This is a genomic window from Haemophilus haemolyticus, from assembly GCF_003352385.1.
GTDB classification, from domain to species: domain Bacteria; phylum Pseudomonadota; class Gammaproteobacteria; order Enterobacterales; family Pasteurellaceae; genus Haemophilus; species Haemophilus haemolyticus_I.
On sequence record NZ_CP031243.1, the window covers coordinates 840,643 to 864,148 of the forward strand.

Annotated in this window: 11 protein-coding genes, 6 tRNA genes, 3 rRNA genes and 1 pseudogene; 13 read left to right on the plus strand and 8 right to left on the minus strand. The window is 40.0% G+C overall.

Features of this window, described 5'->3' with window-relative positions:
• Positions 1 to 101: 101 nt before the first annotated feature.
• Positions 102 to 608 carry a DUF2301 domain-containing membrane protein gene (locus DV428_RS04305; RefSeq protein ID WP_114908803.1) on the plus strand — a complete coding sequence of 169 codons (507 nt, stop codon included), beginning with the start codon at positions 102 to 104 and terminating at the stop codon, positions 606 to 608.
• 50 nt (positions 609 to 658) lie between these two features.
• Here the strand turns inward: DV428_RS04305 and znuA are convergent, their stop codons facing one another.
• The 3 genes from znuA to mltA all read right to left on the minus strand — a co-directional run bounded on the left by znuA (position 659) and on the right by mltA (position 3,744).
• Positions 659 to 1,684 carry a zinc ABC transporter substrate-binding protein ZnuA gene (znuA, locus tag DV428_RS04310; protein ID WP_114908804.1) on the minus strand — a complete coding sequence of 342 codons (1,026 nt, stop codon included), beginning with the start codon at positions 1,682 to 1,684 and terminating at the stop codon, positions 659 to 661.
• Positions 1,685 to 1,861: 177 nt separating this feature from the next.
• Positions 1,862 to 2,632: a tRNA cyclic N6-threonylcarbamoyladenosine(37) synthase TcdA gene (gene tcdA / locus DV428_RS04315; RefSeq protein ID WP_162790772.1), complete on the minus strand. Its 771-nt coding sequence runs from the start codon at positions 2,630 to 2,632 to the stop codon at positions 1,862 to 1,864.
• Entirely contained in the window at positions 2,632 to 3,744 is a 1,113-nt protein-coding gene (mltA, locus tag DV428_RS04320) for a murein transglycosylase A (protein ID WP_114908806.1), read from the minus strand. The genes tcdA and mltA overlap by 1 nt, the downstream gene beginning before the upstream one ends.
• 186 nt (positions 3,745 to 3,930) lie before the next feature.
• On the opposite strand from mltA, the gene DV428_RS04325 reads away from it, so the two are divergent.
• The 12 genes from DV428_RS04325 (at position 3,931) to DV428_RS04380 (ending at position 14,948) form a co-directional block, all read left to right on the plus strand.
• A tRNA-Met gene (locus DV428_RS04325) sits at positions 3,931 to 4,007 on the plus strand.
• Positions 4,008 to 4,137: 130 nt separating this feature from the next.
• The gene (rlmKL, locus tag DV428_RS04330; protein ID WP_114908807.1) at positions 4,138 to 6,273 is read left to right on the plus strand and encodes a bifunctional 23S rRNA (guanine(2069)-N(7))-methyltransferase RlmK/23S rRNA (guanine(2445)-N(2))-methyltransferase RlmL; all 2,136 of its coding nucleotides are present in this window, start codon (positions 4,138 to 4,140) and stop codon (positions 6,271 to 6,273) included.
• 148 nt (positions 6,274 to 6,421) lie between these two features.
• Positions 6,422 to 6,498 (plus strand) — tRNA-Arg (locus tag DV428_RS04335).
• 26 nt (positions 6,499 to 6,524) lie between these two features.
• A tRNA-His gene (locus DV428_RS04340) sits at positions 6,525 to 6,600 on the plus strand.
• 21 nt (positions 6,601 to 6,621) lie between these two features.
• Positions 6,622 to 6,698, plus strand: a tRNA-Pro gene (locus DV428_RS04345).
• 177 nt (positions 6,699 to 6,875) lie between these two features.
• Positions 6,876 to 8,415 (plus strand): 16S ribosomal RNA (locus tag DV428_RS04350).
• Between the two features lie 79 nt (positions 8,416 to 8,494).
• Positions 8,495 to 8,571: transfer RNA gene (locus DV428_RS04355), tRNA-Ile, on the plus strand.
• A gap of 85 nt (positions 8,572 to 8,656) precedes the next feature.
• A tRNA-Ala gene (locus tag DV428_RS04360) sits at positions 8,657 to 8,732 on the plus strand.
• 306 nt (positions 8,733 to 9,038) lie between these two features.
• A 23S ribosomal RNA gene (locus DV428_RS04365) occupies positions 9,039 to 12,048 on the plus strand.
• A gap of 118 nt (positions 12,049 to 12,166) precedes the next feature.
• Positions 12,167 to 12,282, plus strand: a 5S ribosomal RNA gene (gene rrf / locus DV428_RS04370).
• Together the 16S, 23S and 5S rRNA genes with 5 tRNA genes alongside form the textbook arrangement of a ribosomal RNA operon.
• Before the next feature lie 166 nt (positions 12,283 to 12,448).
• Complete coding sequence (locus DV428_RS04375; protein ID WP_114908808.1) at positions 12,449 to 13,036, plus strand: uracil-DNA glycosylase family protein; 588 nt, start codon at positions 12,449 to 12,451, stop codon at positions 13,034 to 13,036.
• 112 nt (positions 13,037 to 13,148) lie between these two features.
• Entirely contained in the window at positions 13,149 to 14,948 is a 1,800-nt protein-coding gene (locus DV428_RS04380) for an ATP-binding protein (protein ID WP_114908809.1), read from the plus strand.
• Between the two features lie 74 nt (positions 14,949 to 15,022).
• Here DV428_RS04380 and DV428_RS04385 read toward each other — a convergent pair whose 3' ends face one another.
• The 5 genes and pseudogenes from DV428_RS04385 to prlC all read right to left on the minus strand — a co-directional run bounded on the left by DV428_RS04385 (position 15,023) and on the right by prlC (position 23,412).
• Positions 15,023 to 18,118: a type I restriction endonuclease subunit R gene (locus DV428_RS04385; RefSeq protein ID WP_114908810.1), complete on the minus strand. Its 3,096-nt coding sequence runs from the start codon at positions 18,116 to 18,118 to the stop codon at positions 15,023 to 15,025.
• A gap of 73 nt (positions 18,119 to 18,191) precedes the next feature.
• A pseudogene (locus DV428_RS04390) lies at positions 18,192 to 18,430 on the minus strand (virulence RhuM family protein); the annotation flags it as partial.
• A gap of 33 nt (positions 18,431 to 18,463) precedes the next feature.
• A complete protein-coding gene (locus tag DV428_RS04395) occupies positions 18,464 to 19,576 on the minus strand; it encodes a restriction endonuclease subunit S (protein WP_114908812.1) in 1,113 nt (370 codons plus the stop codon).
• 6 nt (positions 19,577 to 19,582) lie between these two features.
• Entirely contained in the window at positions 19,583 to 21,130 is a 1,548-nt protein-coding gene (locus DV428_RS04400; protein WP_114908813.1) for a type I restriction-modification system subunit M, read from the minus strand.
• A 242-nt stretch (positions 21,131 to 21,372) separates the two neighbouring features.
• Complete coding sequence (gene prlC / locus DV428_RS04405) at positions 21,373 to 23,412, minus strand: oligopeptidase A (RefSeq protein ID WP_114909575.1); 2,040 nt, start codon at positions 23,410 to 23,412, stop codon at positions 21,373 to 21,375.
• Between the last annotated feature and the right edge of the window lie 94 nt (positions 23,413 to 23,506).

Genomic DNA, 23,506 nt, shown 5'->3' on the forward strand with positions numbered 1-23,506 from the left:
TGCGGTTAATTTAGAAAATGTTTTTAGGTTGACCGCACTTTTTATTGAGTTGGCTTAACATCTATTTTTAATTTGTAATTTATAAAAGGAATCTTTGTAGAATGGCTGATCCACATATTAAATCCCCGATGGATTTTTTAGATAATCTAACTGTCATTATTTATCGCTCTGGCTTTGTGATAGCGGCGTTGGCTATTCTTGCCATGAGTTGGTATCCAGATTTATCACTCACCTTTATATTAATTGCGGCAACTTGCTGTGCCTCTTCGTTACATATTTATCTGAAATCTTTCCGATTGCTTTTTCAATTTGCTACTTGGATAGGATTACTTTTTTATATTAATCATTATCCCGCTTTGGCCCTTGGCGGTGCGTTACTTACTTTAGGTGGTTTGTGTTTTAAAGAATATTTTTGTTTCCGCGTACCTTTGCTAAATTTACAACCTATATTTGTGGCTTGCTTGTGGTTTTCATGGGTGTTAAATAATCTTATCGCATTACGTATTTTTTCTATTATTTCTGGCTTATTACTTTTCGTTTTAGCGATACAAAAATGGCGAATGCCTTTACATTTTGATATTGGAGATAAAACTAAATATCAAATTTAAGAAAGGAAATGACCGCACTTTTATGTGCGGTCATTGTTTTTTAGAAAGGTTTATTTAGCTAAACATTCCATGTAACTATCAGCAGTAGATTGCAAGAATGTTGCATAAGAATTTTTGTCTAAATTGACTTTATCGCCAATTGGATCGAGTTGTCCTACATTGACTTTAGTATTTTGTGCTAACGACTCAATCACTTTCGGCGTAAATTGTGGTTCTGCGAATAAGCAATTTACTTTATGTTCTGCGATTTCTTCTTTAATGTGCGCTAAAGTTTTTGCGCCCGGTGCCACTAATGGATTGATGGTGAAGTAACCCGTTTGTTTTAAACCATAAGCATCGTTGAAATAACCATAAGCATCGTGGAAAACGTAGAAACCTTTATCTTTAACGTTCGCAAGTTGTGCTGTGATTTTTTCACCTTGTTCTGCCAAAGTGCGGTTAAAATCTGAAAGATTTTGAGCAATTAAATCTTTTTTATCTGGGAATTGTGCAGTTAATTTATCCGCTACTTTTTGTGCAACAATTTTGCTGATAGCGGGAGAATACCAAACGTGCCAGTTTGTTGTTAAACCTTCGTCATGATCATGGTGATCGTGGTCATGGTCGTGATGTTCATGAGCGTGGTCATGATGTTCATGCTCGTGCTTATGATCATGGCCGTGTTCATGTTCGTGTTTGTGCTCATGTTCATGTTTATGATCGTGATCGCCATCTTCATGGAAATGCTCGTGGTGAGCTTTACTTAATAAAGGTTCAACATCCGCAAGATCTGCAATGGTAATCACTTTTTTACGTTCAATTTGGCTAATTGGCTTGTCTAAAAATGAATCAACATCTTCTCCAATCCATACAACTAAATCTGCAGATTTTACTTTTTGAATATCAGATAATTTCAAATTGTAGTCATGCGGAGAGGCGCCTGCAGGAACAAGGACTTGTGTACCAGTTACGCCATCTGTAATAGATGAAACAATAAAGCCTAAAGGTTTTACTGATGCCAATACATCGGCATTCGCCATCATTGGCGCACTTAAAAGTGCGGCAGAAATGGCGCTAATTTTTAAAAGTTTTTTCATATTTCTGTTTCCTTACTTGTTGGTAATAATTCTCAAAGGGAAAGAGAGTACGCCTTTTTATATAAATTGCAACGATTTTATAGGGAACGCGAGGGAAAATTTTTCATTTTCAAAGTAAATAGGTTTCATTCGATAAAAAATGCACATTTATGGTCAATGTGCATTTTCAAGAGGTGATTAAGATTTTTTCTTTAGTAATTTATCTATTACACGAGAAACGGCAAAAAAACCAAAAGTTGCCGTAATCATCGTGGCTGCACCAAATCCGTTTGCGCAATTCATTGTGGCAGAAATAGAACAGCCTTCAGTCATTTGTGGGAATATTAGAGGCTGTGTCGAAAATACTGCGTCGATACTAAATTTACGCTTTGGATTTTGGCTGAAATTGTAATCCTTGCGTAAAACTGACCGCACTTTGGCAAGTAGTGGATCTTGAATGGTTTTACTGAGATCGGCAATTTGAATTTGGGTTGGATCAGTTTGACCGCCAGCACCACCAATAGTAATCACGTTAATTTTGTTACGTTTACAATAAGCAATCAGCGATGCTTTAGTTTTCACATTGTCAATGGCATCAATGACATAGTCATATCCTCGGTTGAGATAATCCGATTGATTCTCTGGCGAGATAAAATCATCAATAATATTGACAGTACATTCAGGATTAATCAGCTTTACTCGTTCTGACATCACTTCAGTTTTTAATTTGCCGATTGTGCCGCTCATCGCAGGAAGTTGGCGATTGATATTCGTGACGCAAATATCATCCATATCAATTAATGTTAGCTCACCAACGCCTGAACGTGCTAAGGCCTCTACGACCCAAGAACCCACGCCTCCAATGCCTATTACGCAAATATGGGTTTGGCGTAAGCGCGCGAGTCCATCAGGTGTATAAAGTCGACCGATACCGCCAAATCGCTGTTCATAATTGTCCACTGGCGCCATTATTGTAGCACCCATACTCGGCCATAGTGTTTTGATAATCCTGCAATATGGCCTGCTTGATCACCAATGCCGCGATATAAGTCAAAGTGGTGGCCTTTCACCGCACCGCCCACATCAAGTGCAACCATTAAATGTAATTTGTGTGTGCCAAGCCAGTTTTCGTTATTATCAATGTCAGGCACTTCGACTAAAAGAACAGTACCAGATGGTACAACGCTACGATCTGATGCTACTGATGCCATTGGTACAAGTGGTACGCCTGCAGAACCTTTCACTTTGCCACTCGGATCATTTTTAAAGAATACATAAGAAGAATTACGTTCTAACAAACTTTGTACGCGAGAGGGATTGCGATTGCCCCATTCACGAATTGCTTGGATAGACATTTTCTCTTTTGGCACTTCACCATCTTCTACTAATAAACGCCCAACAGCAGTATAAGGAAAGCCATTTTGTCCTGCATAAGCGAAGTAATTAAGGTTGCCATCACCAAAATCTACATAGCCGCTGCCTTGTACCCCAAGTAAAAAGTTCTCTAACATGGAATCACTATACGCTAATTCTAATCCTTGACCCGCTAATGCACCGGCATAGATTTGCGCACGGCTAAAACGTTTATTTGCCGGCATACGATAAATTGGATTTTGGAATTGACCTTGCGGTGAACGGCGTGCATGAAGGACAGGAGAGTAGTAGCCTGTCATCAAAACATTTTGATATCCATCGAACCCACGCATAATTTGCGGGTTAATGCCAAATTTAGAAAGCTCACTGACATTGGCGCCAGAAAGTACCCAATTCGTAATTTTTTCATAGTTGCCATAGAAACGATCAGATAGTTTGCTTGAATAACTTTGTACATTTGAAAGTTGCGTTAAAAAATCGCCCTGATTAATGACCGCACTTTGGTTTTCAACTTGAGAAACTGGCATAAACACAGCTTGTTGATAATTACGACCCGAATATTTCGCACCAAATTGTTGAGGATCGCTGCCATTTGAGGTGGTTGGAATTTGAGTTTTTGTTGTATTAGAAGAACCACAGGCAACTAAAAGTGCGGTTGTCACTGCAATAGAAAATGTTTTTAATGAGAAAAATTTTCGAACTGACATTTTTAATCCCAAAGTAAGCTTAAATAAGGCTGCATACGCTATCAAAAATCCTTCAAAACGACCAGTGTTATTTAGTCAAGCTGATTAATAAAAACGCACATTGAACATTTTATTAACAAATGAAACATAAACTTTTGTTTAATTCTTGCAAAAAAATATTAATAGCGTATAGTGCACCACATCAGACGCGGGGTGGAGCAGCTTGGTAGCTCGTCGGGCTCATAACCCGAAGGCCGTCGGTTCAAATCCGGCCCCCGCAACCAACAAATTCTAAAGCCCTGATTTGAGAAAATCAGGGCTTTTCTTTTTACAGTTTAACTCGCTATGATGATCTCAATTAGATCATCTTTTTCTATGCTATAATCCCTCAAAATTTTCAAAATCGGTACCTAAATGAAACAATTATTTGCAACGACTTCTCGTGGCTTTGAAGAATTATTAAAAGTTGAACTCACTGAACTTGGCGCGCAAGAGGCAAAAGTGGTTCAAGGGGGCGTTCATTATCAAGCAGATGATGAAACTTTATACCGCACTTTGCTTTGGCCACGCCTTGCTTCACGCATTTTATTTCCTTTGATTGAAACTAAAATTTACAGTGATTTGGATCTTTATGCGGCTGTTTCTGGCTTTAATTGGTTAGCGCAATTTGATGAACGAGTTACCTTCTTTGTAGATTTTAATGGAACCAACCAAGAAATTCGTCATACTCAATTTGGTGCGATGCGCGTTAAAGATGGAATTGTCGATTACTTTGAGCGTCAAGGTAAAACTCGCCCTGATGTAGATAAAATTCAGCCGGACGTACGTATCCATGCTTATTTGAATCGTGAAAATTTAGTGATTTCTTTAGATTTAAGCGGGGAGGCTCTACATTTGCGAGGCTATCGTGAGGATGCCGGTCAAGCGCCTTTACGTGAAACTCTAGCGGCGGCAATTGTTATGCGTTCAGGTTGGCTAGCGGGTTCTCCATTAGTAGATCCAATGTGTGGTTCTGGCACGCTTTTAATTGAAGCGGCACAAATGGAAGCCAAAATTGCACCGCAACTTTATCGTTTACATTGGGGATTTGATTTTTGGAAAGCGCATAATCAATCGGCTTGGGAAAAAGTAAAAAATGAAGCGATTGAATTAGCAGAAGAAAAACAAAGTGAAATTCAACCGCACTTTTATGGATTTGACCTCGATCACCGCGTATTAAAAAAGGCGCAGAAGAATGCACAAAATGCAGGTGTTTCACATTTAATTAAATGGCAACAAGGTGATGTTGCAGCGTTGAAAAATCCTAGTTTAAATGAAGTCGGTACGATTATCTGTAATCCACCTTATGGGGAACGTTTAGGCACAACCCCAGCTTTAATCGCGCTCTATTCTGTATTTGGGCAAAGACTTAAAAAAGAATTTTGCAGTTGGAATGTTTCTGTTTTTAGTAGCGAATTCACATTGCTTGATTGTTTGAGAATGCGTGCCAGCCGACAGTTTAAAACAAAAAATGGCCCACTAGATTGTGTGCAGAAGAATTATCAAGTTTCAGAACGAAAATCTGACGCAATTACAGATGAAAAGGAACTAAAATTTAACCGCACTTTGGAGGTGGCAACCGATTTTGCTAATCGATTACAAAAAAATATTAAGAAAATTAGCAAATGGGCAAAGCAACAAGGATTAGACGCTTATCGTTTATATGATGCCGATTTGCCTGAATATAATTTAGCCGTCGATCGTTATGCAGATTACATTGTTGTGCAAGAGTATGCAGCGCCGAAAAATATTGATGAAAATAAAGCGCGTCAACGTTTATTGGATGCTGTTACTGCAACTTTGCACGTTACAGGTGTCGAAACGAATAAGTTGATCCTCAAAGTTCGTCAAAAACAAAAAGGTACCAACCAATATGAGAAATTAGCCAATAAAGGTGAATACTTTTATGTGAATGAATATGGCGCGCAACTTTGGGTAAATTTGACAGATTATTTAGACACTGGCTTATTCTTAGATCATCGTTTAACAAGAAGAATGATTGGTGAGTTGGCAAAAGGTAAAGATTTCTTAAACTTATTTGCTTATACTGGCTCAGCAACTGTTCATGCTGCACTTGGTGGTGCTAAATCGACAACCACCGTTGATATGTCCAATACTTATCTTAATTGGGCGGAGCAAAATCTTATTTTGAATGATATTGAAGGAAAACAGCATAAATTAATTCAAGCAGATTGCCTTCAATGGTTAGAAAAATGTGATCGTCAATTTGATTTGATATTTGTGGATCCTCCGACGTTTTCGAATTCTAAACGTATGGAAGAGAGTTGGGATGTTCAACGAGATCATGTGAAATTGCTAAGCAATTTAAAACGAGTTTTGTCGAATAATGGCACAATTGTTTTCTCGAATAATAAACGTGGATTCAAAATGAATTTAGTTGCATTGGAAGAATTAGGTTTAAGTGCGGTAGAAATTTCGCATAAAACGTTACCGCTAGATTTTGAACGTAATAAACAAATTCATAATTGTTGGATGATTCAACATATATAATGATTTGCTAAGTTGTAAAAATAGTCGAAAAAATAGTGAATTTTAAACAAACTGAATAAAAAACTATCGCTCGAACATTTTTTTTCAAAAAGTGCTAGACAAGGTTTTATTAAATCATTAATATACGCCTCCGCAACGACGCAGTAACGCGTTCGTAGCTCAGTTGGATAGAGCGTTGGCCTCCGGAGCCAAAGGTCGCAAGTTCGAATCTTGTCGAGCGCGCCAGGTCAGTGCAATAACAACTTTTAGTGGTGGCTATAGCTCAGTTGGTAGAGCCCTGGATTGTGATTCCAGTTGTCGTGGGTTCGAATCCCATTAGCCACCCCATCTTATCTTTATAAGATCTAACGGCGAGTAGCGCAGCTTGGTAGCGCAACTGGTTTGGGACCAGTGGGTCGTAGGTTCAAATCCTATCTCGCCGACCACTTTATTTTGCTCTTTAACAATGTATCAGACAATCTGTGTGGGCACTTGTTGATTGACTCGTTTTAAAAATATTTTTAATTTTGAAGTCTTAATAGGTGCTTAACTGAAAATTCATCATTACTTTTTTAAGTAGTGTTTTTATTTATAGCTAAGCAGTTTATTGAGCGATTGAACTTGAATTGAAGAGTTTGATCATGGCTCAGATTGAACGCTGGCGGCAGGCTTAACACATGCAAGTCGAACGGTAACAGGAGAAAGCTTGCTTTCTTGCTGACGAGTGGCGGACGGGTGAGTAATGCTTGGGAATCTGGCTTATGGAGGGGGATAACGATGGGAAACTGTCGCTAATACCGCGTAGTGTCGAGAGACGAAAGTGCGGGACCGCAAGGCCGCATGCCATGAGATGAGCCCAAGTGGGATTAGGTAGTTGGTGGGGTAAAGGCCTACCAAGCCTGCGATCTCTAGCTGGTCTGAGAGGATGACCAGCCACACTGGAACTGAGACACGGTCCAGACTCCTACGGGAGGCAGCAGTGGGGAATATTGCGCAATGGGGGGAACCCTGACGCAGCCATGCCGCGTGAATGAAGAAGGCCTTCGGGTTGTAAAGTTCTTTCGGTATTGAGGAAGGTTGATGTGTTAATAGTACATCAAATTGACGTTAAATACAGAAGAAGCACCGGCTAACTCCGTGCCAGCAGCCGCGGTAATACGGAGGGTGCGAGCGTTAATCGGAATAACTGGGCGTAAAGGGCACGCAGGCGGTTATTTAAGTGAGGTGTGAAAGCCCCGGGCTTAACCTGGGAATTGCATTTCAGACTGGGTAACTAGAGTACTTTAGGGAGGGGTAGAATTCCACGTGTAGCGGTGAAATGCGTAGAGATGTGGAGGAATACCGAAGGCGAAGGCAGCCCCTTGGGAATGTACTGACGCTCATGTGCGAAAGCGTGGGGAGCAAACAGGATTAGATACCCTGGTAGTCCACGCTGTAAACGCTGTCGATTTGGGGATTGGGCTTAAAGCTTGGTGCCCGTAGCTAACGTGATAAATCGACCGCCTGGGGAGTACGGCCGCAAGGTTAAAACTCAAATGAATTGACGGGGGCCCGCACAAGCGGTGGAGCATGTGGTTTAATTCGATGCAACGCGAAGAACCTTACCTACTCTTGACATCCAACGAATCCGATAGAGATATTGGAGTGCCTTCGGGAACGTTGAGACAGGTGCTGCATGGCTGTCGTCAGCTCGTGTTGTGAAATGTTGGGTTAAGTCCCGCAACGAGCGCAACCCTTATCCTTTGTTGCCAGCGATACGGTCGGGAACTCAAAGGAGACTGCCGGTGATAAACCGGAGGAAGGTGGGGATGACGTCAAGTCATCATGGCCCTTACGAGTAGGGCTACACACGTGCTACAATGGCGTATACAGAGGGTGGCGAAGCTGCGAGGTGGAGCGAATCTCAGAAAGTACGTCTAAGTCCGGATTGGAGTCTGCAACTCGACTCCATGAAGTCGGAATCGCTAGTAATCGCGAATCAGAATGTCGCGGTGAATACGTTCCCGGGCCTTGTACACACCGCCCGTCACACCATGGGAGTGGGTTGTACCAGAAGTAGATAGCTTAACCTTTTGGAGGGCGTTTACCACGGTATGATTCATGACTGGGGTGAAGTCGTAACAAGGTAACCGTAGGGGAACCTGCGGTTGGATCACCTCCTTACCAAAGACGAGAGACAGCGAGTGCTCACACAGATTGCCTGATAGTTGTAGACAAATGAGCAGAAGAAAGCATTACCCTTGGGTCTGTAGCTCAGGTGGTTAGAGCGCACCCCTGATAAGGGTGAGGTCGGTGGTTCAAGTCCACTCAGACCCACCACTCTGAGAGTGAGTGAAGCGAAAGGTGTAGTGTAAATAAATAATAACTAAAACATAAATGATTAGTTATTAAATTATGATGAAATGGGGATATAGCTCAGCTGGGAGAGCGCCTGCCTTGCACGCAGGAGGTCAGCGGTTCGATCCCGCTTATCTCCACCACTTATCATCGTTAAGTAAATTTATTCATTTAGTTTATTTAACGATGATAACTGAAAAGTTTTATCAACTGTTCTTTAAAAAATTGGAAACAAGCTGAAAACAAGAGATTTTCGAGAGAAAGTCTGAGTAGGCAAGGCAGGAAAGTGAAAGAGGGAACTGAGAAGGAAACTCTGAAAGCAAACCTGTTTTGCATAAAATCTTGATTGAACAAAAGCAATCAAGTGTTTAGTTGAATGAACATACGCATCAAATTGACCGTACTTTGAAGTGAAAACGTAAAGTGATTGAAAACATTTGAGGTTGTATAGTTAAGTGACTAAGCGTACAAGGTGGATGCCTTGGCAATCAGAGGCGAAGAAGGACGTGCTAATCTGCGAAAAGCTTGGATGAGTCGATAAGAGGCGTTTAATCCAAGATATCCGAATGGGGAAACCCAGTAGATGAAGAATCTACTATCAACAAGTGAATACATAGTTTGTTGAGGCAAACCGGGAGAACTGAAACATCTAAGTACCCCGAGGAAAAGAAATCAACCGAGATTTCGTTAGTAGCGGCGAGCGAACGCGAAGGAGCCTGTTAGTGATAATGACAGAGACAGAGGAACAAGCTGGGAAGCTTAGCGACACAGGGTGATAGCCCCGTACTCGAAGTCCAGGTCATGGTACTAAGCTAACGATAAGTAGGGCGGGACACGTGATATCCTGTTTGAAGATGGGGGGACCATCCTCCAAGGCTAAATACTCCTGATTGACCGATAGTGAACCAGTACTGTGAAGGAAAGGCGAAAAGAACCCCGGTGAGGGGAGTGAAATAGAACCTGAAACCTTGTACGTACAAGCAGTGGGAGCCTGAAAGGGTGACTGCGTACCTTTTGTATAATGGGTCAGCGACTTATATTTTGTAGCGAGGTTAACCGAATAGGGGAGCCGAAGGGAAACCGAGTCTTAACTGGGCGAATAGTTGCAAGGTATAGACCCGAAACCCGGTGATCTAGCCATGGGCAGGTTGAAGGTTGGGTAACACTAACTGGAGGACCGAACCGACTAATGTTGAAAAATTAGCGGATGACTTGTGGCTGGGGGTGAAAGGCCAATCAAACCGGGAGATAGCTGGTTCTCCCCGAAATCTATTTAGGTAGAGCCTTGAGCGGACACCTTTGGGGGTAGAGCACTGTTTCGGCTAGGGGTCCATCCCGGATTACCAACCCGATGCAAACTACGAATACCAAAGAGTGATACTCAGGAGACACACGGCGGGTGCTAACGTCCGTCGTGGAGAGGGAAACAACCCAGACCGCCAGCTAAGGTCCCCAAGTCTATATTAAGTGGGAAACGAAGTGGGAAGGCTTAGACAGCTAGGATGTTGGCTTAGAAGCAGCCATCATTTAAAGAAAGCGTAATAGCTCACTAGTCGAGTCGGCCTGCGCGGAAGATGTAACGGGGCTGAAATATAGCACCGAAGCTGCGGCATCAGGCGTATCACTAATACGCCTTACGATTAACAACATGGAATGACGCGAAGCGACATGAAATGTTGTTCAAGCAACCCGAACGTTGAGTCGGGCATCTTTGAGTGAGGATTATTAGTGATACGTCTGTTGGGTAGGGGAGCGTTCTGTAAGCGGATGAAGGTTAATCGAGAGGTTAGCTGGACGTATCAGAAGTGCGAATGCTGACATAAGTAACGATAAAACGGGTGAAAAACCCGTTCGCCGGAAGACCAAGGGTTCCTGTCCAACGTTAATCGGGGCAGGGTGAGTCGGCCCCTAAGGCGAGGCTGAAGAGCGTAGTCGATGGGAAACAGGTTAATATTCCTGTACTTGGTAAAGCTGCGATGTGGGGACGGAGTAGGTTAGGTTATCGCACTGTTGGATATGTGCGTTTAAGTTGGTAGGTGGGAAGTTTAGGCAAATCCGGACTTCCTTAACACTGAGAGATGATGACGAGGCTCTACGGAGCTGAAGTAACTGATACCACACTTCCAGGAAAAGCCACTAAGCGAAAGGCTTTACTAAACCGTACTGAAAACCGACACAGGTGGTCAGGTAGAGAATACTCAGGCGCTTGAGAGAACTCGGGTGAAGGAACTAGGCAAAATAGCACCGTAACTTCGGGAGAAGGTGCGCCGGCGTAGATTGTAAGGGCTAGCCCCTGAAGGTTGAACCGGTCGAAGATACCAGCTGGCTGCAACTGTTTATTAAAAACACAGCACTCTGCAAACACGAAAGTGGACGTATAGGGTGTGATGCCTGCCCGGTGCTGGAAGGTTAATTGATGGTGTAATCGAAAGAGAAGCTCCTGATCGAAGCCCCAGTAAACGGCGGCCGTAACTATAACGGTCCTAAGGTAGCGAAATTCCTTGTCGGGTAAGTTCCGACCTGCACGAATGGCATAATGATGGCCAGGCTGTCTCCACCCGAGACTCAGTGAAATTGAAATCGCCGTGAAGATGCGGTGTACCCGCGGCTAGACGGAAAGACCCCGTGAACCTTTACTATAGCTTGACACTGAACATTGAATTTTGATGTGTAGGATAGGTGGGAGACTATGAAGATGATACGCCAGTATTGTTGGAGTCGTCCTTGAAATACCACCCTTTAACGTTTGATGTTCTAACGAAGATTACGAAACGTGGTCTCGGACAGTGTCTGGTGGGTAGTTTGACTGGGGCGGTCTCCTCCCAAAGAGTAACGGAGGAGCACGAAGGTTTGCTAATCACGGTCGGACATCGTGAGGTTAGTGCAATGGTATAAGCAAGCTTAACTGCGAGACAGACAAGTCGAGCAGGTACGAAAGTAGGTCATAGTGATCCGGTGGTTCTGAATGGAAGGGCCATCGCTCAACGGATAAAAGGTACTCCGGGGATAACAGGCTGATACCGCCCAAGAGTTCATATCGACGGCGGTGTTTGGCACCTCGATGTCGGCTCATCACATCCTGGGGCTGAAGTAGGTCCCAAGGGTATGGCTGTTCGCCATTTAAAGTGGTACGCGAGCTGGGTTTAGAACGTCGTGAGACAGTTCGGTCCCTATCTGCCGTGGGCGTTGGAGAATTGGTTGGGGCTGCTCCTAGTACGAGAGGACCGGAGTGGACGCACCACTGGTGTTCCGGTTGTGTCGCCAGACGCATTGCCGGGTAGCTAAGTGCGGAAGAGATAAGTGCTGAAAGCATCTAAGCACGAAACTTGCCAAGAGATGAGTTCTCCCACACATCAAGTGTGTAAGGGTTGTTTAAGACTAAGACGTAGATAGGCAGGGTGTGTAAGTGATGTGAGTCATTGAGCTAACCTGTACTAATTGCCCGAGAGGCTTAACTATACAACGCTCAAGTGTTTTTGGAAAACAGAGTAAAAGGAAAAGAAATTAACTAAACGTTCAGCTTGTGGCCAATGAAGAACATAGATAGAATTTGAAATAAACGTTATCAAAGAATTATCCTGGCGGCGATAGTGCGGTGGAACCACCTGACACCATACCGAACTCAGAAGTGAAACGCTGTAATGCCGATGGTAGTGTGGGGCATCCCCATGTGAGAGTAGGGCACCGCCAGGTTACAAATACATAAATAGAATAAAGCAGAGTAGAATAAAAGATAAGAACCCCAGTTGAACTACTGGGGTTTTGTTTTTAATAAATATATCTATTTATATCATTTAGAGTTTTGATTTTTCATATTTTTCAAATAGACTTTATATACTCATTTCTAATCTCATCCATTATGCTTAAAAATTTAGATGAAATAACCTCAGGTATTATCGCAGACCCTCAAAATAAAAATTTTACCGAACGTGGGATTTTTCCTTTATTTTCAGCTCCTAAAACAGCCCGAATTAATATTGTTGGTCAAGCTCCAGGGTTAAAAGCTGAGCAAACTCGTTTATATTGGAATGATAAAAGCGGTGAGCGTTTACGTGAATGGTTGGGAGTAGATTACGATTATTTTTATAATTCTGGGATGTTTGCGGTTCTTCCTATGGATTTTTATTATCCCGGAAAAGGTAAATCGGGTGACTTACCACCTCGTCAAGGTTTTGCCGAAAAATGGCATCCAATGATTTTAGAGCATTTACCTAATATTCAGCTCACTATTCTTATTGGGCAATACGCACAGAAATATTATTTACCTGAAAACAAAGATAATGTAACTGATACTGTTAAAAATTATCGTCAATTCTTACCGCACTTTATGTCTCTCGTGCATCCTTCCCCACGTAATCAGCTTTGGATAACAAAGAATCCTTGGTTTGAAGAACAAGTTATTCCTGAATTACAAATTTTAGTCAAACAGATAATTAATAAAGACTAAGTTTTTCATTTCTTACTCACACATAGTAATAACAATCTCTTTTACTTTATGGATATAATAAAGTCTATATGCATAGGTTTTTTATAACGATAATAATGTTTTAGGAGATTTGATGAAAAATTTCAAATATTTTGCTCAGAGTTATGTGGATTGGGTTATTCGTCTTGGGCGCCTTCGTTTTTCTCTTTTAGGTGTGATGATTCTCGCGATTTTAGCACTTTGTACTCAGATTTTATTTAGTTTATTTATTGTTCATCAGATTTCTTGGGTAGATATTTTTCGTTCGGTAACTTTTGGCTTACTCACTGCGCCTTTTGTTATTTATTTTTTCACTTTATTGGTCGAAAAACTTGAACATTCTCGTCTTGATCTTTCTAGCTCGGTTAATCGATTGGAAAATGAGGTTGCCGAGCGAATTGCTGCTCAGAAAAAATTATCCCAAGCATTGGAAAAGTTGGAAAAAAATAGCAGTGATAAAAGTACCTTACTTGCCACAATAAGCCATGAATTACGCACGCCATTGAATGGGATTGTGGGGCTTAGCCAGATTTTACTTGATGACGAATTAGATGATCGCCAGCGTAATTATTTAAAAACTATCAACATAAGTGCGGTCAGTTTAGGCTATATTTTTAGCGATATTATTGATTTGGAAAAAATCGATGCCAGCCGAATTGAATTAAATCGCCAGCCAACAGATTTCCCCGCCTTATTAAACGATATTTATAATTTTGCTAGTTTCCTTGCCAAACAAAAAAATCTCATTTTTTCTTTAGAGCTTGAGCCTAATTTGCCTAATTGGTTGAATCTTGATCGTGTTCGCTTAAGCCAAATTTTGTGGAACTTAATTAGTAACGCGGTGAAGTTTACAGATCAGGGAAATATTATTCTGAAAATTATCAGAAATCAGGATTGTTACCATTTTATTGTGAAAGATACAGGAATGGGGATTTCACCTGAAGAACAAAAACATATTTTTGAAATGTATTATCAAGTGAAAGAAAGTCGCCAGCAAAGTGCGGGTAGCGGTATTGGGTTGGCTATTTCTAAAAATCTCGCTCAGTTAATGGAAGGGGATTTAACAGTTGAAAGTGAGCGAGGAAAAGGCGCTACGTTCCATCTTACTCTCCATGCTCAGGAAATTTCTGAAAAAGAATCCGTTAAGAAAAATATTCCATCCTTGAACATTCTTTTAGTGGAGGATGTTGACCTCAATATTATGGTTGCGAAAACTATTTTGGAAAAACTTGGGCATCATGTTGATGTTGCGACAAATGGCAAGCAGGCGATCACTTTATTTGAGAAAAATGTTTACGATATTTTATTGCTAGATATTAAATTACCAGATATGAGTGGTTTTGAAATCGCCCAATATTTGCGAGAGAACTATGAGGACGGTATTTATGATTTTTTACCACCAATGATTGCTTTTACCGCCAATGTTATGCAAAGCGAGCAAGAATATTTAGAAATGGGCATGGATGGCGTATTACGTAAACCCATTTCAATTAAGGATTTACACCATTGTCTGCAGCAATTTTTTGCGGATGAAAGCGAATCGATTATAGACATGAATGATGATAATGAGCTTTCAGAACAATTTGATTTAGCGCTGATTGAAACCCTTGGAAAATCCCAAATTTTAGAAAATTTATCTTTATTCAAACAAACTATGCCAAATTATCTTGCTCAATTATCAAAAGATAATATGAAAGAAACAGAAGATACCGCCCATAAAATTAAAGGCGCAGCGGCATCGGTAGGATTAAATCATTTACGTCAATTAGCGGATACTTTAGAAAGTGCGGCTAAAAATTCTGATATTTTTAATTGTGGAGAATTGATTGATGAAATGGGGAATCATTGGTTAGAAAATGTAGAAGACTTAGCTAAATTTTGTGAATACCAATAAATTTTATTATGGACAAATAATCATTACATCCAGCAGTTTTTAGGAGCAATCTACTGGATGTAATTGTTGATATATTAAACTTTTCCACCAATGCCTTTAAATTTTTCAACAAACGCTGATATTTTTTGAAAAACATTCTGCTTTTTAGTGAGGTATTGTGGATTAAGTGGGCTCATTTTAGGGAGAGCCTCATTTAAATCCGTACCTTGTTCACTTGCATATCCACGTTGTAATGACACGTTAATATAACGTTTGGCATCTGCAATATTAAGTCCTTCGGTACTTATTAATTCATTGGCTTCTTGTTGTTGCTCTTTTTGGGCAAATTGGAAGAATGACTCAATAATGCCAGCTTTGTCGACAATGTTATCCAAGTCAGTTTGATTAATAAAATCCACAATCAAACTTTCTTTTGCGCGGTTTCCTAGGCTTGCTCGGATGATAGATCGAATTTCATCAATGAGTTCAGATTTATTTTTCGTTTTCTTATTGTGTTCAAAAATTAATTCTAAGATGTAATCTAGATTGATTTCTTGAGATTTTAATAAATCTACTTCAAACACCACATCGTCCCAATCAATAGTCGATTTGGCTTTTTCCTCGCCATCTTTTTGACGGCGGAGCCAATCCCGAATATCGTTGTAAGTTGAACGGTAATTCTGAATGTGGCGTTCGCTTGGCATATCAATAGGCTGCATTTCAGCAAAAGCTTCATCCGTTAAATAATATTTTTCTTTAAAGGCTTCAACGGCTTTGGCATCACTAGTATCGAGCGATTGAAATGCTTGTAAAGCAGCGAACTCATCATAGTTTTGCAGAATGTTTTCAACCCGCAAATATTCACCAAATAATTTTACAAAGTCTTTCTTGTCTTTTTCAGTTTGAATTTCATCTGGATCAGGGAAGCGTTCTTGCAATTCAGCAATAACCTCTAAATACCCTCGACGGGCAACACCCGCATCGGTAAAGCCTTCCATATATTCTTGGTAACTTTTTTCCAAAACGACATTGCGCGTATTGGATTTACCGAAAAGGGTAATCGCATCAATGGTATCTTGTTCCAAATCACGGAAAGTGACGATATTGCCGAAACTTTTGGTGCTGTTGTAAATACGGTTTGTACGAGAATAAGCTTGAATCAAACCATGGTAACGTAAGTTTTTATCTACAAATAACGTGTTTAAGGTTGGGGCATCAAAACCAGTTAAAAACATTCCAACGACAATCAATAAATCGACGTCTTTATTTTTTACGCGTTTGGCTAAATCACGATAGTAGTTTTGGAAAGATTTACCATCCACATCGTAATTTGTCGCAAAATAGTTGTTGTAATCGTCAATGGCAGATTTTAAAAACTCCTTCGCAGAGGAGTTCATCGCCTCCACTTCAAAACTTTCATCGGCAATATCTCCTATTGCGTCTTGCTCTTCATTGGCGGCAAAGGAAAAAATTGTTGCAATTTTAAGTGGATTTTTGACCGCACTTTGTAACCGTTTGAACGTTTCGTAATAGATTTTAGCTGCGTCGACACTGCTTACTGCAAACATAGCATTAAAGCCATGATTACCCGCGTTAAAACGATGAGTCTTTTGTTTGAAATTATCTAAAACATATTGGGCAATTTGCTCGATACGTTTGGGCTGTAAAAAGGCTTGTTTCTTCTCAAGTGCGGTCAGTTTTTCAAGATTTTTTTCGGTTTCAATGCTCTTAAATTGTGGCCGTACATCATTGTAATCCACTTTAAATTTCAACACTTTTTCATCACGAATCGCATCGGTGATAATGTAAGAATGAAGTTCAACGCCAAAAACACTCGCCGTGGTTTCCGCACCTAATGCGTTACTTGGGAAAATCGGTGTGCCGGTAAACCCAAATTGATAGTATTTTTTAAATTTTCTTGTTAGATTTTTTTGCGCTTCACCAAATTGAGAACGATGGCATTCATCAAAGATAAAAACGACCTGTTTATCGTAAATCGGTAATTTATCTTCCGATTTCATTAGGTTATTGAGTTTTTGAATGGTGGTGACAATGATTTTATTATCGTCTTTTTCGATATTGTGTTTTAGCCCAGCCGTACTTTCCGAACCATTCACGCTATCCGGTGAAAAACGCTGGTATTCTTTCATAGTTTGATAGTCCAAATCTTTTCTATCTACTACGAAGAATACTTTTTCAATAAAGTCTAATTCCGTTGCAAGACGTGAAACTTTAAAGCTGGTGAGCGTTTTGCCTGAGCCGGTGGTGTGCCAAATATAGCCTCCACTTTCTTTATTGCGCCAATTTTTCGCCTGATATGAACTTTTAATTTTCCATAAAATACGCTCGGTGGCGGCTATTTGATATGGGCGCATAATCAATAGGGTATCGGAAACATCAAACACGCAGTAATTCACCAATACATTGAGCAGGGTATGCTTTTGCAAGAAGGTCGCTGTAAAATCTTTTAAATCTTTAATTAAGGTATTTTTTGCCGTTGCCCAATTCATTGTGAAGTCATAGCTATTCTTATCGCGTTTGGTGGTATTGGCAAAATAGCGGGTATCTGTGCCATTAGAAATGACAAAAATTTGAATATATTTAAAGAGAGAATTTTCTTTATTGAAGCTTTCTTTGCTGTAGCGGTGAATTTGATTAAAGGCTTCACGAATGGCCACGCCACGTTTTTTCAGTTCGATATGCACAAGTGGTAAACCATTCACCAAAATCGTCACATCATAACGATTGTCATAGATGCCGGTTTGCTCAAATTGATTGATAACTTGCACGGCGTTATTAGCAAGATTTTTCTTATCTAGCAGATAGATATTCTGAATTCGACCATTATCAAACACAAAATCATAAATATAGTCATCATGAATTTTACGGGTTTTCTCAATCAGACTATCGCTCGGTTTATCCAAATATTCCTCTAAAAAACGTCGCCATTCCGCATCAGAGAAAACCACGTTATTTAAGCGCTGCAATTGAAACCGTAAGTTTTTAATCAGTTCATCGTGATTATTAAGCCATTGTAAATACTCATAGCCTTGAGCCTGTAAATCACGAATAAACTCACGCTCAAGGCTCCCTTCTGTTTGATAACCAGCATTAGGTTCTTCCACAAATTTATTATATTGATCTAAAACGATAAAATTATTGGATTCAGCGATAGTTTTGTATTGGGTCATGAGTGGCTCCTTAATTATGATTTTTTGCTTTTTCAGATCTTTTTGCATTTTCTAAATCTTCAGTGTTTTATCTAAAATCTTTTACTTGATATTGTTTACCATCTTGAGCAGTTATTAAGTAATTTTTAATAACTGAAAACTCATCTAACTCTTTGTCTTGTAATATGTTTTTATATGGGTGGTTATATTTTGTACAGAGGTGTCAAAAAGTTCCGCAAGCTGATTTTGAGTCAACCAAGCCTCATTTTCGACAACCAATAAAGCAACGTGAGATTTGCCGTCATCGGTGTTGTAGATGATTAAGTCGTTCATTAGTTATTCCATAAAATTACAGTTGCTACTGAGCTATGAAAAATTTAATAACAATTCTCTGTAATATTCATACCGTTTTTGGCTTTGCTCAATCGCTAAAGGTAAGCCTTCGGTGATGGAATTGGTTAAGGTTTCAAATTTGTCTAAGATTGAAACGATGTGTTGTTGTTCTGGAATACTAGGAATCGGGAATTTAATACTATTTAAATTTTTTTTATTTAATTTAGGTTGCGCAGCACCTGAAATATAAGGAGTTAAATCTATTTTGTTTAAATAAAATTCAATAAATCGACGTTCTTCGTAAGAGCTAAATTGTAGAATATGTGCATGATTATTTACCCATATTTTCCCAGTAGCACTAAATGCAATAGGCGTATTTCTAGCTAATAAATTAGCTCCATCTTCAGAAATAAGTAAAAAATTTCCATCAAATATGTAATCCTCTACATAATCAACAATACCAGAAGCTCCATAATAAGGAATTTTACCTGAAGTACGTAAGCCACTTGTAATAGGTTTTCTTTTAGAATCTAGATTTTCTGAAATTTGATCTAAAGTTTTCCACTCAAACCCAACCTTTTCAAGCTCTTCTTCACTTAACAATTTTTCCCGATAGTATTCATACTGCTTACGGCGTAGTGTAAGCTCGCTGGTAAGCTCGCTGGTAAGCGCTGTCAATGCGTCCAAAATTCGAACGATTTCGGTTTGGACGGGGAGTGGGGGGATGGGGATCATTAATGTTCCTATATCTTTTGGATAAACGTGAGGAACACCAGAACCTTTCTTCATTGCATGAATTTTTTGTTGGTTTTGTAATAAAAAATGGTAAACATATTTTATTTGTAATAAAGATTCATCTGTTTTAATTGAAAAAGCATCGCTAACAAAAATAGGCTCTTCCCAGTACATGATATAACCTGCATAAGCGCCACTACCTGCTACAGTAATAGTTTTCCCATCACGGTTAGATTCACTATGATAATAAGCAGGTTTTTGCCCCCCACTAATGACAGGGATCTTTCCTTCATTTGCAGATTTTGCAGTTATTGTTTTTCCGCGTTGCATTTCTGTAACTAAAGATAGTGGCTTCCAGTCAACCTCAGCCCCATCTAATAATTTTTCTAAAAAAGTGCGGTTGTTTTTCATGGTGTTTTACCCCTCAATTTCCGCCACAATCTTGTCGATTTCCGCACGCAAGCGGTCAATATTGGCAACAGTTTGTTTAATTTCAGCGTTGAGTTTATCGATATCGATCACTTCTCGGGTGTCTTTTTGCTCCACATAAGAACTCACCGCAAGGTTGTAGTCATTTTTAACGATATCTTCAAAGGACACGGATTTAGCCAAATGTGGCACATCTTCTTTATCGGCAAAGAGTTTGAGAATTTGCTCAATATGTTCCGGTTCTAAAATGTTGTTATTGGTGGCGGGTTTAAATAAACCGCTGGCATCAATAAATTGGGTTTGGGTATTAGGTTTGTGTTTGGAAAGCACCAAAATATTCACCGCAATACTGGTGCCGAAAAAGAGATTGGGCGCTAAGGCGATCACCGTTTCCACATAGTTATTATCCACCAAATATTGACGAATTTTTTGCTCGGCACCGCCGCGATAAAAAATGCCAGGGAAGGAGACAATCGCCGCGCGGCCTTTTGCTGAAAGATAACTTAACGCATGTAAAATAAAGGCAAAGTCCGCTTTGGATTTTGGTGCAAGCACGCCAGCAGGGGCAAAGCGTTCATCGTTAATTAGCGTTGGATCGTCTGAGCCAATCCATTTTACGGAGTAAGGCGGATTAGAAACGATAGCATCGAAAGGTTTATCATCGCCAAATTGCGGATTCATTAAGGTGTTGCCAAGAGCGATATCAAACTTGTCGTAGTTGATGTTATGCAAAAACATATTCATTCTGGCGAGGTTGTAAGTGGTGTGATTAATTTCCTGCCCGAAGAACCCTTCTTCAATAATGTGTTCGTCAAATTGTTTTTTCGCTTGCAATAATAAAGAACCCGAACCGGCCGCAGGGTCATAAATTTTATTGACCTTGTCTTGTCCATATAAAGCCAGTCGAGCAATCAGCTTGGAAATGCATTGTGGCGTAAAGAACTCGCCACCCGATTTACCGGCATTAGCAGCATAGTTGGAAATTAAAAACTCGTAAGCATCACCGAATAAATCAATATGATTATCTTCAAAGTCACCAAAATCTAATTCGGCAACGCCTTTTAATACTGCAGCTAGATGGCTGTTTTTATCGGCAACGGTATTACCCAAGCGATTGCTGGTAGTATCAAAATCAGCAAATAAGCCTTTGATATCCTGTTCGGAAGGGTAGCCTATGGCGGAGTTTTCGATATCAGTAAAAATGCTTTTCAGATCTGTATTTAAATTCGGATTAGTATTGGCTGTCGCCACGACATTTTTAAATAATTGGCTTGGGTAAATAAAATAGCCTTTTGCTTTGATGGTGTCTTCTTTGATTGCCGCAATAATAGGATCATCGTCATTAAATGCAGAATAATCAACGCTATCATCGCCACCTTTAATATAGTTGGCAAAATTTTCACTGATAAAACGATAGAAAAGTGTACCTAAAACATACTGTTTAAAATCCCAACCATCGACGGAACCACGTACATCATTAGCGATTTGCCAAATACGGCGTTGAAGTTCTGCACGTTGTTGCATTGCTATTGTCATAAAATCCTCAGAATATTTTGTGTAATGAGTTGGATAAATATGTGAAAAATTATACAGGAAATTAGTCTATTCTGCGTGAATTTCTATGAGTTTGTCTTACGGCTATTTGTAAAAATAATGTCTCGTTTGCAGGTTTTGTCTAGATAAAGTGCGGTTGAAATTTGCAATGTTTTTATGAAGGGCTTTTTTAGAGGAAAATATTTGAGAAAGGGCATGTTGTGCATGCCCTATAGTTTGACGTATTAGTTCATAATTCCTTTATGTCTTAACAACGCATCTAATTGCGGTTCTCGTCCACGGAAGCGTTTGAAGAGTTCCATTGGTTCTTCTGAGCCACCACGCGTGAGAATTTCATCTAAGAATGATTTGCCGGTGATTGGGTTGAAAATACCTTCTTCTTCAAAGCGTGAATAAGCATCAGCTGATAATACTTCAGCCCATAAATAGCTGTAATAACCTGCGGCGTAGCCCCCTGCAAAAATATGGCTGAAGCTGTGCGGAGTTCTTGCCCAGTCTACACCTTTTATGACGGCAACTTGTGATTTCACCGCTTTAAGAGTCTCTAATATTTGATTGTTTTTTTCCGCATCAAAGGTGTGGTGCAAACGGAAATCAAAAATACCAAATTCAAGCTGACGCAAGATAAACATCGTTGCTTGGAAATTTTTCGCTTTTAACAATTGCGTAAGTTTTTCTTTTGGCAACGGATCACCTGTTTCGTAATGTCCTGAAATAAACGCCAAAGCTTCTTCTTCCCAGCACCAGTTTTCCATAAATTGACTTGGTAATTCCACAGCATCCCAAGGCACGCCGTTAATACCCGCTACATCGGAGACATCAATTTGTGTGAGCATATGATGAATGCCGTGACCAAATTCGTGGAATAGCGTGGTGACTTCATCGTGCGTAAATAACGCTGGCTTATTCCCTATCGGTGCGTTGAAGTTGCAAGTTAAATAAGCCACAGGAGTTTGAATGCTGCCATCCAGTTTACGCTTACGTCCGATACAATCATCCATCCAAGCCCCGCCACGTTTGTGTTCACGCGCATATAAATCAAGATAGAAACTGCCACGGAGTTGATCGTTTTCATCAATTAAATCAAAGAAGCGCACATCTTTATGCCAAGTATCCACGCCTTTGCGTTCAACTGCACGAATATTGAAAATACGTTTAATCAATTCAAACAATCCCGAAATCACGCGATTTTCAGGAAAATATGGGCGAAGTTCTTCATCATTAATGGTGTATAAATGTTGTTTTTGTTTTTCGCTGTAAAAACCAATATCCCAAGGTGCAAGTTCAGTGACACCAAATTCTTTTTCACAGTAATCTTTCAATTCTTGCAGTTCTTTTTCGCCTTGTGGTTTAGCTCGTTCGGCAAGATGATCTAAAAAATCAAGCACTTGTTGTGGGTTTTCTGCCATTTTGGTGGCAAGTGAAAGTTCGGTGTAAGTATTAAAACCGAGTAATTTCGCCAATTCCACGCGTAATGTAAGAATTTCTTCCATAACTTTACTGTTGTCCCATTTGCCAGCATTAGGACCTTGTTCTGAGGCGCGTGTTGCATAAGCACGGTACATTTCTTCACGCAATGCACGATTTTCACAGTAAGTCATCACAGGCAAATAACTTGGGATTTCTAACGTAAAACGATAGCCTTTTAATCCTTTACTTTCGGCAGATTGTTGTGCAGCTTGTAGTGCGGATTCAGGTAAGCCTGCAAGTTCTGCTTCGTTTTCAATGAGTTTTTCCCAACCCATGGTGGCATCTAATACGTTATTGCTAAATTGTGAATTTAATTCCGATAAGCGCGCCACAATTTCGCCATAACGTTGTTGTTTATCTTCTGAAAGCCCGATACCTGAAAGTTCAAAATCACGCAGTGAATTTTCAATGGCTTTCTTTTGTGCAATAGAATAGTCCGCAAATTCAGAACTATTTTTTAACGCTAAATAGGCATTATAAAGCCCTTTATGCTGACCAACCCAAGTGCTGTATTCAGAAAGTAAAGGCAGGCACGCTTGATAGGCTTCACGTAATTCAGTGCTGTTTTTTACTGAATTGAGATGAGAAACGGGTGACCAAGCACGATTTAAATGATCATTGGTTTCCGTTAAAGGCAAAATGAAATTTTCCCAAGTAAAGTGCGGTTGTTTTAACACTTGTTCTATCGTATCGCGACAATCTTGAATTAATTTTTCAACAGCCGGTTGAATATGTTCTGGCTTGATTTGTGAAAATGGCGGTAAGCCTTGAATGTTAAGTAATGGATTTGACATAGACATAAATGTTCCTTTTTTGAAAACTGCTTTTTATGTGACGGCAAATTCTATAATATCAAGGTTGAAAAATCTAAAAAATCAGTAATAATGG

Excerpts from the sequence above, each read along its gene's own strand:
- DV428_RS04305 (WP_114908803.1), top strand. The coding sequence starts at position 102 with ATGGCTGATCCACATATTAAATCCCCGATGGATTTTTTAGATAATCTA.
- znuA (WP_114908804.1), bottom strand. The coding sequence starts at position 1,684 with ATGAAAAAACTTTTAAAAATTAGCGCCATTTCTGCCGCACTTTTAAGT.
- tcdA (WP_162790772.1), bottom strand. The coding sequence starts at position 2,632 with ATGGCGCCAGTGGACAATTATGAACAGCGATTTGGCGGTATCGGTCGA.
- mltA (WP_114908806.1), bottom strand. The coding sequence starts at position 3,744 with ATGTCAGTTCGAAAATTTTTCTCATTAAAAACATTTTCTATTGCAGTG.
- rlmKL (WP_114908807.1), top strand. The coding sequence starts at position 4,138 with ATGAAACAATTATTTGCAACGACTTCTCGTGGCTTTGAAGAATTATTA.
- DV428_RS04375 (WP_114908808.1), top strand. The coding sequence starts at position 12,449 with ATGCTTAAAAATTTAGATGAAATAACCTCAGGTATTATCGCAGACCCT.
- DV428_RS04380 (WP_114908809.1), top strand. The coding sequence starts at position 13,149 with ATGAAAAATTTCAAATATTTTGCTCAGAGTTATGTGGATTGGGTTATT.
- DV428_RS04385 (WP_114908810.1), bottom strand. The coding sequence starts at position 18,118 with ATGACCCAATACAAAACTATCGCTGAATCCAATAATTTTATCGTTTTA.
- DV428_RS04395 (WP_114908812.1), bottom strand. The coding sequence starts at position 19,576 with ATGAAAAACAACCGCACTTTTTTAGAAAAATTATTAGATGGGGCTGAG.
- DV428_RS04400 (WP_114908813.1), bottom strand. The coding sequence starts at position 21,130 with ATGACAATAGCAATGCAACAACGTGCAGAACTTCAACGCCGTATTTGG.
- prlC (WP_114909575.1), bottom strand. The coding sequence starts at position 23,412 with ATGTCAAATCCATTACTTAACATTCAAGGCTTACCGCCATTTTCACAA.